At 73.8% G+C, this 13,639-nt stretch carries 16 protein-coding genes; 1 reads left to right on the top strand and 15 read right to left on the bottom strand.

Annotated features, from left to right (window positions below):
• The first annotated feature begins 9 nt into the window (after positions 1-9).
• On the top strand, positions 10-405 hold the full coding sequence (locus tag FHR36_RS25655) for a hypothetical protein (protein ID WP_253800581.1): 396 nt from the start codon (positions 10-12) through the stop codon (positions 403-405).
• A gap of 12 nt (positions 406-417) precedes the next feature.
• Here FHR36_RS25655 and FHR36_RS25650 read toward each other — a convergent pair whose 3' ends face one another.
• The 15 genes from FHR36_RS25650 to FHR36_RS25585 all read right to left on the bottom strand — a co-directional run bounded on the left by FHR36_RS25650 (position 418) and on the right by FHR36_RS25585 (position 13,628).
• Complete coding sequence (locus tag FHR36_RS25650; RefSeq protein ID WP_253800578.1) at positions 418-852, bottom strand: RICIN domain-containing protein; 435 nt, start codon at positions 850-852, stop codon at positions 418-420.
• 70 nt (positions 853-922) lie between these two features.
• Positions 923-1,765: a metallophosphoesterase family protein gene (locus tag FHR36_RS25645; protein WP_253800576.1), complete on the bottom strand. Its 843-nt coding sequence runs from the start codon at positions 1,763-1,765 to the stop codon at positions 923-925.
• A gap of 158 nt (positions 1,766-1,923) precedes the next feature.
• Positions 1,924-3,015, bottom strand: coding sequence for a hydrogenase expression/formation protein HypE (gene hypE, locus FHR36_RS25640; RefSeq protein WP_301330543.1), 1,092 nt, complete (start codon positions 3,013-3,015; stop codon positions 1,924-1,926).
• 4 nt (positions 3,016-3,019) lie between these two features.
• Positions 3,020-4,144 (bottom strand): hydrogenase formation protein HypD, encoded by a 1,125-nt coding sequence (hypD, locus tag FHR36_RS25635; protein WP_253800574.1) that lies wholly within the window; start codon positions 4,142-4,144, stop codon positions 3,020-3,022.
• The gene (locus FHR36_RS25630) at positions 4,141-4,425 is read right to left on the bottom strand and encodes a HypC/HybG/HupF family hydrogenase formation chaperone (protein WP_253800572.1); all 285 of its coding nucleotides are present in this window, start codon (positions 4,423-4,425) and stop codon (positions 4,141-4,143) included. Before FHR36_RS25630 ends, hypD begins: the two co-directional genes overlap by 4 nt.
• A 6-nt stretch (positions 4,426-4,431) precedes the next feature.
• Positions 4,432-6,762, bottom strand: a complete 2,331-nt coding sequence (gene hypF, locus FHR36_RS25625) for a carbamoyltransferase HypF (RefSeq protein ID WP_253800569.1) — start codon at positions 6,760-6,762, stop codon at positions 4,432-4,434.
• Positions 6,759-7,520 carry a hydrogenase nickel incorporation protein HypB gene (hypB, locus tag FHR36_RS25620; RefSeq protein ID WP_253800750.1) on the bottom strand — a complete coding sequence of 254 codons (762 nt, stop codon included), beginning with the start codon at positions 7,518-7,520 and terminating at the stop codon, positions 6,759-6,761. The genes hypF and hypB overlap by 4 nt, the downstream gene beginning before the upstream one ends.
• A 5-nt stretch (positions 7,521-7,525) precedes the next feature.
• Entirely contained in the window at positions 7,526-7,906 is a 381-nt protein-coding gene (gene hypA / locus FHR36_RS25615) for a hydrogenase maturation nickel metallochaperone HypA (protein ID WP_253800567.1), read from the bottom strand.
• Positions 7,907-8,024: 118 nt separating this feature from the next.
• Positions 8,025-8,129, bottom strand: a complete 105-nt coding sequence (locus tag FHR36_RS40380) for a DUF6893 family small protein (protein WP_380231794.1) — start codon at positions 8,127-8,129, stop codon at positions 8,025-8,027.
• A complete protein-coding gene (locus tag FHR36_RS25610; protein ID WP_253800564.1) occupies positions 8,123-8,647 on the bottom strand; it encodes a hydrogenase maturation protease in 525 nt (174 codons plus the stop codon). Before FHR36_RS25610 ends, FHR36_RS40380 begins: the two co-directional genes overlap by 7 nt.
• Positions 8,644-10,098 carry a hypothetical protein gene (locus FHR36_RS25605; RefSeq protein ID WP_253800561.1) on the bottom strand — a complete coding sequence of 485 codons (1,455 nt, stop codon included), beginning with the start codon at positions 10,096-10,098 and terminating at the stop codon, positions 8,644-8,646. Before FHR36_RS25605 ends, FHR36_RS25610 begins: the two co-directional genes overlap by 4 nt.
• Positions 10,095-10,739: a DUF6084 family protein gene (locus tag FHR36_RS25600; protein WP_253800559.1), complete on the bottom strand. Its 645-nt coding sequence runs from the start codon at positions 10,737-10,739 to the stop codon at positions 10,095-10,097. Before FHR36_RS25600 ends, FHR36_RS25605 begins: the two co-directional genes overlap by 4 nt.
• On the bottom strand, positions 10,736-11,383 hold the full coding sequence (locus FHR36_RS25595) for a DUF5947 family protein (RefSeq protein ID WP_253800556.1): 648 nt from the start codon (positions 11,381-11,383) through the stop codon (positions 10,736-10,738). The genes FHR36_RS25600 and FHR36_RS25595 overlap by 4 nt, the downstream gene beginning before the upstream one ends.
• On the bottom strand, positions 11,380-11,847 hold the full coding sequence (locus FHR36_RS25590; RefSeq protein ID WP_253800553.1) for a NifU-related iron-sulfur-binding protein: 468 nt from the start codon (positions 11,845-11,847) through the stop codon (positions 11,380-11,382). Before FHR36_RS25590 ends, FHR36_RS25595 begins: the two co-directional genes overlap by 4 nt.
• Positions 11,844-13,628, bottom strand: coding sequence for a nickel-dependent hydrogenase large subunit (locus FHR36_RS25585; protein ID WP_253800551.1), 1,785 nt, complete (start codon positions 13,626-13,628; stop codon positions 11,844-11,846). Before FHR36_RS25585 ends, FHR36_RS25590 begins: the two co-directional genes overlap by 4 nt.
• Positions 13,629-13,639: the final 11 nt, after the last annotated feature.

The following is a 13,639-nucleotide window of genomic DNA, read 5'->3' as shown; positions in this document are numbered from 1 at the left end:
AGACCGTCCATGGTGGTCGAGCTGCCGGAAGGCTCCTGGTGGGACTGGGACGTGGTGTCCTGGGACCCGGGACGGCTGAGGCTCGGGGCCGGCCACGACCTGACCTACGCCCACGGGCTGGAGCTGGTCTTCGCCGCCCCGCTCCTCGTCTGCTGCCCGGGCTTCTTCCAGGACCCGGTGTTCCGGGAGCCGACGGCGGAGGAACGGGCCCGGGTGATCCGCCAACTCGGGGCGGCGCCGGCGGTCCTGGTGGCCTTCGAGGCGGACGCAGGCGGGACCGGGCCGGTCACCGGACTGATCGCGGCAGGCGGGCTCGACGTCGTCCCGGGGACGGTGTACCGGTACTGGCGGGAGCCGCTCGGCCCGGGGGAGCGACTCGCGCCGTGGGTGCGGCCGCCCGGGTAGCGTCCGGGCCGGTCAGGCGGGTTCGAGGTGCCACCACTGCGTGGGGGAGTCGGTGTCCTCCCACTGGTGGGCGAGGCCTTCGGGGGTGAGGTCGAGGTTCTTGCCGCTGATGATGGCCACCAGGGTGTAGGTGTCCGGGGCGTCGTCGTGCCGTTCGAGGAGCCACTCCTGGGCGCCGAACGCGTTGGCCGACCACTGCTGGACGGGGACGCCGTTCTCGGTGGCGGCGCCCCTCACGTCGAGGCGCTTGCCGCTGGCCGCGTTCTCCAGGTGGTAGAGGGCGGCGCCCGGGTGGACCGGGCTGATCCGCCACCGCTGGGCGGCCGAACCGTCGTCCGGTGCCCGGCGGACCCGGGCCCCGCTGCGGGAGGAGCCCTCGGCGACCTCCAGCAACTCGCCGGTGGCGACGTTGCGCAGCCGGAACAGGCCCTGCTGGTTAATGCTCATCGGCTCCCTCGACGGCGTGCCCCGCATGGTCGGTACCACCGTACGCGCTCGGCGCCGGAGGCGGGCGAGGTCAGGAGCCGGCCGGCGCGGGCAGCACCTGGCGCAACAGCGGTCGGGTGGACGGGTGACGACGGCGCTCGCGCGGGTAGCCGAGCGAGACCTCCTCGAAGCGGACGCCGTCGAAGTGGTTCTGCCGGGGGATGTGCAGATGGCCGTAGACCACGGCGGAGGTCCGGAAGCGCAGGTGCCAGTCGGCGGTCAGCTCCGTGCCGCACCACTGCGCGAACTCCGGGTACCGCAACACCTCGGTGGGCTGGCGTACGAGCGGGAAGTGGTTCATCAGCACCAGCGGGATGCCCGGGTCGCACGCCGCGAGCCGCCGTTCCGTCGCCGCCACCCGGGCCCGGCACCACGCGTCGCGGGTGGGGTGCGGGTCGGGGTGCAGCAGGAACTCGTCGGTGCAGACCACGCCCGCCTTGTACGCCATCGCCAGCGCCTCCGCCTTGGTGGCGGCGCCGGGCGGGCGCAGGGTGTAGTCGTACAGCAGGAACAGCGGTGCGATCCGGACCGGGCCGTCGGGGCCGTTCCACAGCCGGTACGGGTCCTCGGGCGTGGTGACGCCGAGACCGCGGCACAGCTCCACCAGATGGCGGTAGCGGTGCTCGCCGCGGAGTTGGACCGGGTCGTCGGGGTGGGTCCACAGCTCGTGGTTGCCGGGGGTCCACACCACGTGGGCGAAGCGGTCGGCGAGGTGGGTGAGCGCCCACTCGATGTCGGTGGTGAGTTCGGCGACATCGCCGGCGACGAGCAGCCAGTCGTCGTCGGAGGACGGTTCGAGCTGTTTGACGATCTCGCGGTTCTCGCGGTGCGACACGTGAAGGTCGCTCACCGCCAGCAGCCGACCACCAGTCATCCCCCGGACCTCCCGGCGCCACCGTACAAGTCGGCTGCGCGGTGCACCAGAGAGCATCCATTGTCAGGGGCGCGAGGAACTGCGCGGCCGACCATGCACTCAGGTAGAGCGATGGCTGGTCGCGCAGTTCCTCGCGCCCCTGTGGTCGGCGCCAATTGTCAGCAGATACGCGGGAGTTGCTCTCCCATCGGGAGGTCGACGACCCGGGTGCCGCCGAGGGCGGTGCGGGCGACGACCATGCCGGGGTGGTCGGGCACGCACTCGCCGATGACGGCGGCCCGCGCCCCCAGTGGGTGGCTCCGCATGGCGGCCAGCACCGCGTCCGCGTGCTCGCGCGGGACGAAGGCGACGAGCTTGCCCTCGTTGGCGACGTACATGGGGTCGAGGCCGAGGACGGCGCAGGCGTTGGCGACGGCGGCGGGGACGGGGACGGCGCGTTCGCGGATCTCGACGCCGACGCCGGCCGCGGAGGCGATCTCGTTGAGGGCGGCGCCGAGTCCGCCGCGGGTGGGGTCGCGCAGGACGTGGAGGTCGGGGGTGACGGCGAGCATGGTGTCGACGAGGCCGCCGAGGGCGGCGCAGTCGCTCTCGATCTCGACCCCGAACTCGAGGCCCTCCCGGACGCTCATGATGGCCACGCCGTGCAGGCCGATCTCGCCGCTGACGATGACCACGTCGCCGGGGGCGGCGCGTTGCGGGCGGATGTCGACGCCGGCGGGGACCAGGCCGATGCCGGCGGTGTTGAGGTAGATGCCGTCGCCGTGGCCGGCTTCGACGACCTTGGTGTCGCCGGTGGCGATCTGGACGCCGGCGGTGCGGGCGGCGGCGCCGATCGCGTCGGCGACCCGGGCGACGACGGCGGTCTCCACGCCCTCCTCCAGGATGAACCCGCAGGAGAGGTACGCCGGGCGGGCGCCGCTCATGGCGAGGTCGTTGACGGTGCCGTTGACGGCGAGGTCGCCGATGGAGCCGCCGGGGAAGAACAGCGGTCGGACCACGTACGAGTCGGTGGAGAAGGCGAGTCGGGCGCCGCCGAGTTCGACGACGGTGGAGTCGGCGAGGCCGTTCAGCAGGGGGTTGCCGAATGCGGGGGCGAACAGGTGGGCGACGAGTTCGGCGGAGAGGGCTCCGCCGCCGCCGTGGCCCATCACCACGCGGGGGTGGTCGCGCAGCGGCAGCGGGCAGCTGTAGCCGGCGAAGTCCGGTGCGGCGGTCGGCGCCGGGCCGGTGAGCGTTTCGGTGTCAGCCAAGGTGTCAGCCAACGGGGCTCGCCTCCCGGGGTGCGGCCGGGGTGCCGAGCCGGCGATAGAGGTAGTAGGCGGCGCAGGCGCCCTCGCTGGAGACCATGGTGGCGCCGAGCGGGGTACGCGGGGTGCAGTCGGCGCCGAAGGCCTCGCATTGGTGGGGCTTGATCAGACCCTGGAGGACCTCGCCGCTGCGGCACCGGGCGGGTTCGCAGGTGGCGATGGAGTGGACGTCGAAGCGGTACTCGGCGTCGTGGTCGCGGTAGCGTTCGGACAGCCGCCAGCCGCTGGCGGGGATCACGCCGATGCCGCGCCAGGCGCGGTCGGCGACCTCGAAGACGTCCTCCAGCATGTCCCGGGCGGCCGGGTTGCCCTCGGGCCGGACGGCACGGGCGTACGCGTTCTCGACGGTGTGCTCGCCGCGCTCCAACTGCCGTACGGTGAGCCGGATCCCCTCCAGGATGTCGAGGGGTTCGAAGCCGGTGACGACGATCGGGACCCGGTGCCGTTCGGCCAGTTCGGGGTACTCGCCGGTGCCCATCACGCTGCACACGTGGCCGGCGGCGAGGAAGCCCTGCACCCGGCAGTCGGGGGAGTTCATGATGGCGTCGATCGCCGGGGGCACCCGGACGTGCGAGACCAGCATGCTGAAGTTGCGGATGCCGCGCTTGCGGGCCTGGTGGACGGCCATGGCGTTGGGCGGGGCGGTGGTCTCGAAGCCGATGCCGAAGAACACCACCTCGCGCTGCGGGTTCTGTTCGGCGATCCGCAGGGCGTCCAGGGGCGAGTAGACCACCCGGACGTCGCCGCCCTCGCCGCGGACCCGGAACAGGTCGCGGTCGGTGCCGGGCACCCGGAGCATGTCGCCGAAGGAGCAGAAGATCACTCCGGGACGGGCGGCGATCTCCAGCGCCTTGTCGATCACCTCCAGCGGGGTGACGCACACCGGGCAGCCCGGTCCGTGAATCAACTCGACCTCGTCGGGCAGCAGTTGGTCGATTCCGTGACGGATGATGGTGTGCGTCTGGCCGCCGCAGACCTCCATCAGCGCCCACGGGCGGGTCACCGTCGCCCTGATGTCCGCGAGCAGACCGCGGGCCAGCTCCGGGTTCTGGAACTCCTCCAGGTACTTCACCGCCCTGCCTCCTTCGCCGCTCGCGCCGCTTCCCACGGGTCGCCGAACTCCTCCTGCAGCAAGCCGAGTTCGGCGAACAGGTCGAGCGTTCGCCGGGCCGACTCCTCGTCGAGGCGCTGCAGCGCGAAGCCGACGTGCACGATGGCGTACTCGCCGACCGCGAGGTCGGGCAGGTACTCCAGGCAGACGTCCTTGACCACGCCGCCGAAGTCCATCACCGCCATCAGCGTTCCGTCGCGTTCCGCGACCTCCGTCACCCTGCCGGGCACCGCCAGGCACATCCGCTGTCACTCCTCCCGGGCGGCCGCCGAGCGGGCGGCCACCATCAGCTGGCCGAGGGCCAGCCCTCCGTCGTTGGGCGGCACCCGGCGGTGCCGCAGCACGGTGAATCCGTCCTCCCCGAGGCCCTGTGCACAGGCCGAGGAGAGCAGCGCGTTGGCGAACACCCCGCCGCTGAGCGCCACCGTGGTGGTGCCGTGCCGCTCCCGGGCGGCCGCGCAGACCGCGCGGACCAGGTCGGCCACCGCGGTGTGGAAGCGGGCGGCGACCAGCCCGGCGGGCGCGCCGGCGGCGAGGTCGGCCACCACCGCGGCGAGCAGCGGGCCGGGGTCGGCGATCCAGCCGGACGCGGCCGGTTGCAGCGCGAAGGCGTACCCGCCGCCAGGCCCGGTTGCGGGGCCGAACTCGGCTGCCGCGGCCTCCAGTTCGATGGCCGCCTGGGCTTCGTAGCCGGAGCGGTGGCAGATCCCGGCGAGCGAGGAGACGGCGTCGAACAGCCGGCCCATGCTGGAGGTCGGCACGCAGTTCAGGTCGCGGGCCAACTGCTTGTCCAGGATCCGCAGTTCGTCGGGTGGGCAGGCGTCGACCGGGGGCAGCCCGGGGGTCCAGGCGAGGCCGGCGGCGCGCAGGTGGGCCAGCGCGGTCCGGTACGGGCGCTCCACGGCCGCGTCGCCGCCGGGCAGTGGGACGTAGCCGAGGTGGGCGAGGCGGCGGAAGCCGTCGTAGTCGGCGAGCAGCACCTCGCCGCCCCAGACCGCGCCGTCCTCGCCGTAGCCGGTGCCGTCGAAGGCGAGGCCGAGGACGGGCCGGCTGCCGTCCAGCCCGTGCTCGGCCATCACGGCGGCGATGTGGGCGTGGTGGTGCTGCACCCGGTGGACCGGGCGGCCGGCCGCCGCGCGTTCCGCGTGCCGGACCGAGCGGTAGCCGGGGTGGCGGTCGGTGACCAGCAACTCGGGCCGTACGCCGGTGATCGAGCCGAGGTGGTCGACGGCGTGGTCGAAGGCGCGCAAGGTGGCCAGGTCGTCCATGTCGCCGATGTGGCCGGACAGCCAGGCGTAGCCGCCGCGGGCGAGTGCGAAGCAGTTCTTCAGGTCGCCGCCGACGGCCAGGGCGGGGCGGACCGGCACGGGGAGCGGCAGCGGCAGCGGCGCGTACCCGCGGGAGCGACGGAGCGGCAGCAGTTCGCCGTCCACCACCCGCACCACGGAGTCCTCGCAGGGCACCCGGATCGGGCGGTCGTGGGCCAGCCATCCGTCCACCAGTGGGGCGAGCCGCTCCAGCGCCTCGGCGTCGTCGGTGACGATCGGCTCGCCGGAGAGGTTGGCGCTGGTCATCACCAGCAGGTCGGGCCCGGGCGCCGCGAGCAGCAGGTGGTGCAGCGGCGTGTACGGCAGCATCACCCCGAGGTCCGGGGTGCGGGGGACGGCGGCCGAGAGCGCGGGCGGGAGCGGGCCGGTGCGGCGCAGCAGCACGATCGGGCGGACCGGGCCGGTGAGCAGCTCGCGTTCCACCGGGCCGAGGTCCACCAGCGCCTCGACGGTGGCCAGGTCACGGGCCATCAGGGCGAAGGCCTTGTCGCCGCGCTGCTTGCGCCGGCGCAGCAGGGCGACGGTGTCGGCGTTGCGGGCGTCGCAGGCCAGGTGGTAGCCGCCGAGGCCCTTCACAGCGAGGATCGCGCCGCCGGCCAGCAGCCGCCGCGCCTCGCCGAGGGCGTCCTCGCCGGCGAGGTCGGGGCGTCCGGGCACGGTGAGCGAGAGCCGGGGGCCGCAGGCGTGGCAGGACACCGGCTGGGCGTGGAAGCGCCGGTCGGCCGGATCGCCGTACTCCCGGGCGCAGTCGGCGCACATCGGGAAGCCGGCCATGGTGGTCTGGGCCCGGTCGTACGGCAGGCCGGTGACGATGGTGTGCCGGGGCCCGCAGTTGGTGCAGCTGATGAACGGGTGCCGGTGGCGGCGGTCGGCGGGGTCGGCCAGTTCGGCGAGGCAGTCGGCGCAGACGGCGACGTCCGGCGGGATGAGGGCGGTGCGCGGGCCGTCGGCGCGGGAGGGGGCGATGGTGAAGCCGTCGGCGCCGGTGGCGGCCAGCGGGGCGTACTCGACCGAGTCCACCCGGGCCAGCGGGGGCGCGTCGCCGGCCAGGCGGCGGCAGAAGGCGTCCAGTGCCGCGCGGTCGCCCTCCACCTCGGCCAGGACGCCCTCGCCGGTGTTGGTGACGCTGCCGGCCAGGCCGAGTTCGCCGGCCAGGGTGAAGACGAACGGCCGGAAGCCCACGCCCTGGACCAGGCCGCGGACGGCGACCCGGCGCCGTTCGAGGTCGGGCGTGCGCCGACCGCTCGTCACGCGAGGTCCTCCACCGCGACCGGCCCGTGGTGGTGTCCTCCGTGGCCGTGGCCGTGGCCGTGGTCGGGTGCGGCGGCGGCCATCACCGGCCGGTGCGGCCGGGCGCCGTCCAGGACGGCCAGCGCCCGGTCCAGCAGCAGGCCCGCGCCCTGCCCGGTCCGGGCCGAGGTGAAGACCACCTCCACCCCGGGGTTGACCCGGGCGACGGCGGCCAGGAACGCGGCCTCGTCGAACTCGGCGGCGGCCGCCAGGTCGGCCTTGGTCACCACGACCAGGTTGGCCAGCCCGAACGCGGTCGGGTACTTGAGCGGCTTGTCCTCGCCCTCGGTCACCGAGGCCAGGACGACGCGCAGCGACTCGCCGAGGTCGTAGGAGGCCGGGCAGACCAGGTTGCCGACGTTCTCCACGAACAGCAGCCGGGTGTCCTCGGGCAGCCAGCCGTCCAGGTGCTTGGCGAGCATCACCGCCTCCAGGTGGCAGAGCCCGTCGGTGAGCACCTGCTTGACCGGTGCTCCCGAACGGGCCAGGCGCAGCGCGTCGTTCTCGGTGGCGAGGTCGGCGGTGAGCGCCGCGACCGGGACGCCCCGCTCGCGGGCCAGGCCCAACTCGGCCTCCAGCAGAGCGGTCTTGCCGCTGCCGGGGCTGGAGAGCAGGTTCACCGCCACTGTCCCGCGGGCGGCCAGGGCGGCCCGCAGCTCGCGGGCGCTGTCGTCGTTGCGGGCCAGCACCGCCTGACGGAGATCGACCGTGCGGCACATCGGCATCAGCCTTCTTCCTGATCGGCCCCGACGCCCGCGGGCGCGGCCCACTCGACGTCGAGGATCTGCAGCTCGCGGCCGCTCAGCAGTTCGACGTCGCCGCCGGCGCAGCTCGGGCAGCCGAGGTCCGGTGGCATGCCGACCGCCCATTCGGTCGCGCAGGGGGTGCACCGGGCGCGCGCCGCGACCTGTTCGGTCTCCAGCGCGGCGCCTTCCACCAGCGTTCCGGTGCAGGCGAGTTCGAAGCAGAAGTCGAGTGCCTGCGGGACCACCCCGGCCAGCTCGCCGACCTGCAGCCGGACCCGGGCGACGCCGGGCGCGCCGTGCTCGCGCGCGGCCTCGTCCACCTGCTCGACGACGGCGGCGGCGATCGACATCTCGTGCATCGGCCCCCTTCCCACGATCCGCGGCAACCGGCCCCCATTACAGGGCGCGGTGGCGGTCACGGCTCGAAGCCGCGCCGCCACCGCGCCCGGGGCTACACCGTTCGCAGCAATCCGCGCCTCACATCCGCCGGATGGCGAGGTAGCGCTTGATGTCCGGCAGGCTCTGCCAGACCAGGGCCCCGACCGCGACCACCACGGCCGTACAGACCAGGTTCTTCAGCATGCTGACGCCTCTCTCTTGGGCCGCGCGGCCTCATCCACGACCCGCAGCACGAGTTGGACCGCCTCCTCGACGGCGGCGGCCACCGGGGCACTGAGCCCGATGCCCTCCTCCAGCGACGCCGGTTCGCAGCCGACCACCAGTACCCGGCCGGGCGGCTCGCAACCGGTGCCGGCGGCGAGGGTGGTGAGCAGGGCGAGGACGGCGTCCGGCCCCATCCGGTGGCCGTCGAGCAGCGGTGCCTCCACCGGCTCGGCGGCGGCCTCGATCAGGTAGACGGTGCCGGGCGCCCCGCCGCGGGCGGTGGCGTCCACCAGGACCGCGGTGCGGTAGCCGTCGAGCAGCCGGTACGCCAGGTCGACCCCGCGTACGCCCACGTCGACGACCTCGACGCCGTCCGGCACGGGGTGCGCGGACAGCCGGCGGACGGCCTCCACCCCGAACCCGTCGTCGCCGAGGAAGATGTTGCCGACCCCGGCGACCAGCACCCGGCCCGCGCCGCCGCCCGGGTCCGCGCTCACCCGATCTCCCCGGAAGCAATGCCCTCCCCGGGAGCCACGCCCTCCAGCGGCCCGTGCCCGGCCCGCGGGCCGCGCTCGGGAAGCGGGTCGCCCAGCGGGGTGACCTCGTCCGGCTGGAAGTAGCGGAAGCGCCCCTGCGCCCGCCACAGGTCGGCGCCCGGGTCGCCCTCGACCGTCACGGCCAGGTGGACCGAGCCGTCGACGTCGTGGAGGACCGCCTCGACCATCCCGGTCCGCCCGTGCAGGAACAGGTCCTGGGCGTCGGTGCGCCGTCGGCCGGGCCGCAGCAGGACCCGGCTGCCGGCGCCGACCGAGCGGCCGTCGATCACCACCCGGTCCCGCTCGGGGTCGACCGCGGAGTCGTTGCCCGGGTCCCACCAGGGCTGTTCGGCCTCGGGCGAGGCCCCGGTGATCTCGCGCAGCCCGCGGACCGCGCCGTGCAGGCGCTCCAGCACCTCGGGCGGCATCGAGTCGGCGAGGTCGATGACGGCGCCGGCCCGCTCGTCGGTGCCGCGGGCCTCGCGCTTCTCGTGGTCGGTCAGGGCCGCGGTGCGCAGGGCGAGGATCTCGTCGATCTCGGTGGAGTCGTAGAGCGTGCCGGGGCTCTCCGGGGCGATCTGCGGGTGGTCCTCCAGGATGATCGGCGAGGAGAGCATGACCCGGCGCCCGCCGTTGGGTCCGGCCAGCACCGGCCAGGTGTGCTCGTTGCGGCACCGGTCGACGGCGGCCCGGGCCCACTCCGGCGGGTCGGTGACGGACTGGAACCAGCCGTGCTCCAGCCCGATCAGCAGGTGGGTGGAGACCAGCGAGCGCGGCAGCGCGTCCTCCCGGCGGGCGTCCGGCGCCGGGGTCCAGGTGGAGGCGTTCTCCACCACCACGGTCAACCGCTGGGCCCGGTACGGTCCGGGGAGGTCCTCGGTGGTCAACCGCAGCAGGCCGTCGATCTGTTCGCGGCGGCGCAGCACCCGGCCGAGGGCGACGCCGTTCTCGCGGATCAGCTCCATCTCGGCGGCGGCCGGCAGGCGGAATCCGCGCAGTACCCCGTTGCCGGCCAACTCGCCGATCGGGACGAGCAGTTCGATCCGCTCCTCGACACCCTCGTCCCACGGGACGAGGACCCGGTCGGCCAGCTCCAGCCGCTCCACGGGCTCGTACCCGCCGGCCGGGGTGGACCGTTCCACGGTCCGCCGCTGGGGGCGCAGGAAGCGCAGTTCGACGGCCAGCCGGTCGTCGTGGCGCGGCTCCATCACGCACTCGGTGCGCTGCTGGACGTGCTCGCCGCCCACCTCGCCGTACTCGGGCGGGACGAGCACGCCGAACTGCCAGCGCAGCCGGTTCTTGGCCGCCGACGCGCGGTACGGGTAGAGCACGTAGCCCTCGAGCAGCACCGCGTCGGCGATCTGCCGGGCGGCGGCGAAGCCGGTCTCGATGTCGGCGGGGAAGGCGTTCACCGGACCACCTCCGCGACCGGGGCGGCGGCCAGCAGTTCGCGCACGGTGGCCTCCCAGGAGGGCAGGGCCCGGCGGGAGCGGTAGGCGAGCAGCGCGTCCATCAGGTCGTCGGGCAGCCGCAGCCAGCCGCAGCCGGGGAAGTGCTGCTCGATCGCCTCCCGCCAGACCCGGACCGGCATCCGTACGGTGGTCTCCCGGTCCCACGGCACCGGGGTGACCTGGAAGCCGGCCGGGCCGGCGAACGCGGTGCCGGAGAACAGCAGCAGCAGCGGCACCTCGCCGCCGTCCAGGGCCCGGAAGTAGCGGGCCGAGGCCACCTCCAGGTCGTAGCTGCACGGCACCACCAGGTCCGCCTCGGTCTCCCCGGTGAAGCCGGGCACCAGCAGGGAGACCTGGGCGAACTGGATCGGGTTGAGCGTGGTCGCCCAGCGCTCCCGCTCGCCGAACAGGTCGGTCAGCCGCCCGCCCTCGGCCTGGGCGTACGGGCGGCGGCCCGGTTCGATGCGCAGCTGGCAGCGGAGCGCGAGGGCGTGCACCCGGGTGTCGGGCGGCCCGGTGATCCGCAGCCGGAACACCAGGGTCGGCGAGGCCGCGTACGGGTCGGAGCGCACGCCGGTGCAGGTGAAGGACAGCGCGGTCACGCCACCACCTCCGCGGGCAGGTCGCGGGCCCGGTCGGCCAACCGGGCGAAGAAGGAGTCCAGCTCGGCGCGCGCCTCGGCGCCGCCGTCGAAGCCGTGCCAGCACAGCCGCAGCCGGCCGACCAGCTCGTAGCAGACGTCGATCGGCACCAGGTAGCACTCCACCCGGTGGCCGGTGCGGCGCAGCAGCAGGGCCTCCACGTCCGGTTCCAGGGCGGCGGCCAGCCGGCTGTCGCCGAGCGCGCCCTGCCAGGCGGCGTCGTCCAGTTCGGCCTCGGTGGCACCGGCCGGACCGGGGTAGAGGGCGACCAGCCGCTCCAGCCGGGCGTTGCGGAACAGGAACGCGGTGCCGACCGGGATGCCCAGCACCGACCAGGCCCGCTCGTCCAGCACCCGGTCCGGGTCGGTGAGGTAGCGGTCGGGCACGCTGCGGTAGCGGCCGCCGGCCGCGCCCGCCTGCTGGAACAGCAGCCCGCAGGCGGTGCAGGCGCAGGTCAGCGCCCGCTCCTCGGTGTCCACCAGGTGCCGGTGGCCGGGCGGCAGGTCGCGGCCGCAGAACTCGCAGCGCTCCGGCTGCGGCGGCGCCGGCTCGCGCAGCCGGCGCAGCAGCGAGGTGCCCGCGCGGGAGATGTGACGGGTGCTCATCGGGCCTCCGCGGCCAGCGGCGGACGGGTGGCGATCTGCAGCAGCTGGGGACCGCGCTCCAGCTCGACGGCGGTCACCTCGGGCGCGTGGCAGGCGAGCGCGGCCTCCACCTCCTGCTCGCCGCACCCGCAGCCGGAGGCGGTCCGGCGCAGCCGCAGCGTGCCGCTCGCCGGGTCGAAGCCGACCCGCTCGACCTGCTCCGGCAGCGCGTCGAGCGCCCGGGAGATCCGGGCGTCGAGGTCCTCGGGGTGCAGGTCGTGCAGCAGCAGCAGCCCGGCCACCGCCGGATCGTCCAGCAGCCGCGCCAGGGTCGGCGGGGGCACCGCCGGCACCAGCCGGGCCAGCCCCTCGCCGTAGAACGCCATCAGGTCGCGGACCAGCTGCTCGCCGGCCTCCTCGGCACCGCTGCCGGCCAGGGCGTCCAGCGCCTCCTGGATCCGCAGCCCGGTCTGCTCCGCCGTCATGCGGTCAGCCCGCTCAGGCCGGTGGGCACGTGCATGGTCTGTACGGTCCGCCCGCCTCCGACGTACATGTGCACGCCGCAGGGCAGGCACGGGTCGAAGCTGCGCACCGCGCGCATGATGTCGATGCCCTTGAAGTTCTCCGGGGAGTTCTCCTCGAAGATCGGGGTGTTCTGCACCGCGTCCTCGTACGGGCCGGGGGTGCCGTAGCTGTCGCGGACGCTGGCGTTCCACGGGGTCGGCGGGTACGGGTGGTAGTTGGCGATCTTGCCGTCGCGGATCACCATGTGGTGCGAGAGGACGCCGCGCACCGCCTCGGTGAAGCCGCAGCCGATCGACTCGTCCGGCACCTCGAACCGCTCCCAGGTCTGGCTGCGCCCGGCCCGGACCTCGTCCAGCGCCTTCTCGGCGAAGTGCAGGGCGGCGGCGGCCGCGTACGCCTGGAAGTAGGTGCGGGCGCGGTTGCGCTCGATGGCGTTGCTCCACTGCGGGATCTTCCACTCGAAGGTGACCTCGGGCTTGGTCATCGAGCGGGGGAGGTTGATCACGACGCTGTGGCCGGTGGCCTTGACGTAGCCGATGTCGACCAGGCCGGACAGGGCGGTGGACCACAGGCGCGCGATCGGGCCGCCGCCGGTGTCCAGCGCGAGGTAGTCCTTGCCGTCGAACCAGCGCGGCGACATCACCCAGCTGTACTTGTCGTCGAAGTTGCGCTTCTGCGGCTGCGGGATGGTGTGCTGGTTCCACGGGTGGCGCGGGTCGACCGGGTTGCCCAGCGGGTCGTGGGTGACGAACATCTCCTTGCCCTGCCAGTCCTCGTAGTACGAGCTGCCGAGCAGGATCCGGATGCCGAGGTTGATCTCGGTCAGGTCGTTGGTGACCAGCTTGCCGTCCACCACCACGCCCGGGGTGACGAACATCTTCCGGCCCCAGGACGTCATGTTGCGGTAGGTGAAGTCGCAGTGGTCGGGGTCGTTGAGGCTGCCCCAGCAGCCGAGCAGCACCCGGCGGCGGCCGACCTCCTCGTAGCCGGGCAGGGCCTGGTAGAAGAAGTCGAACAGGTCGTCGTGGAGCGGCACGACCTTCTTCATGAACTCCACGTACCGCATCAGGCGGGTCAGGTAGTCGGTGAACAGCTGGACGGTGGCCACCGTGCCCACGCCGCCCGGGTAGAGCGTGGAGGGGTGCACGTGGCGGCCCTCCATCAGGCAGAACATCTCCCGGGTGTAGCGGCTGACCTGCAGCGCCTCGCGGTAGAACTCGCCCTCGATCGGGTTGAGCGAGCGCATGATGTCGGCGATGGTCTTGTACCCGTGGTCGCCGGCGTGCGGCGCCTCGGTGCGCTCGGCCAGCTCCAGGACGCCCGGGTTGGTCTCGCGGACCATCTTCTCGCAGTAGTCGACCCCGACCAGGTTCTCCTGGAAGATGTTGTGGTCGAACATGTACTCGGCGGCCTCGCCGAGGTTGATGATCCACTCGCCGAGGTGCGGCGGCTTCACGCCGTACGCCATGTTCTGCGTGTAGACCGAACAGGTGGCGTGGTTGTCGCCGCAGATGCCGCAGATGCGGCTGGTGATGAAGTGGGCGTCGCGCGGGTCCTTGCCGCGCATGAAGACGCTGTAGCCGCGGAACACGGACGAGGTGCTGTAGCACTCCGCGACCCGCTTCTGCTTGAAGTCGATCTTCGTGTGGATGCCCAGGCTGCCCACGATCCGGGTGATCGGGTCCCAGGACATCTCCGTCAGGCCGCTGCCGTCGCCGGCCGCCGGGGTGGTCGTTGCCATCGTCTGTGTCG

The organism is Kitasatospora cinereorecta, from assembly GCF_024172095.1.
GTDB lineage: Bacteria > Actinomycetota > Actinomycetes > Streptomycetales > Streptomycetaceae > Kitasatospora > Kitasatospora cinereorecta.
Note: the sequence above shows the minus strand (reverse complement) of the source record. Positions and strands in the feature narration are given on the sequence as shown.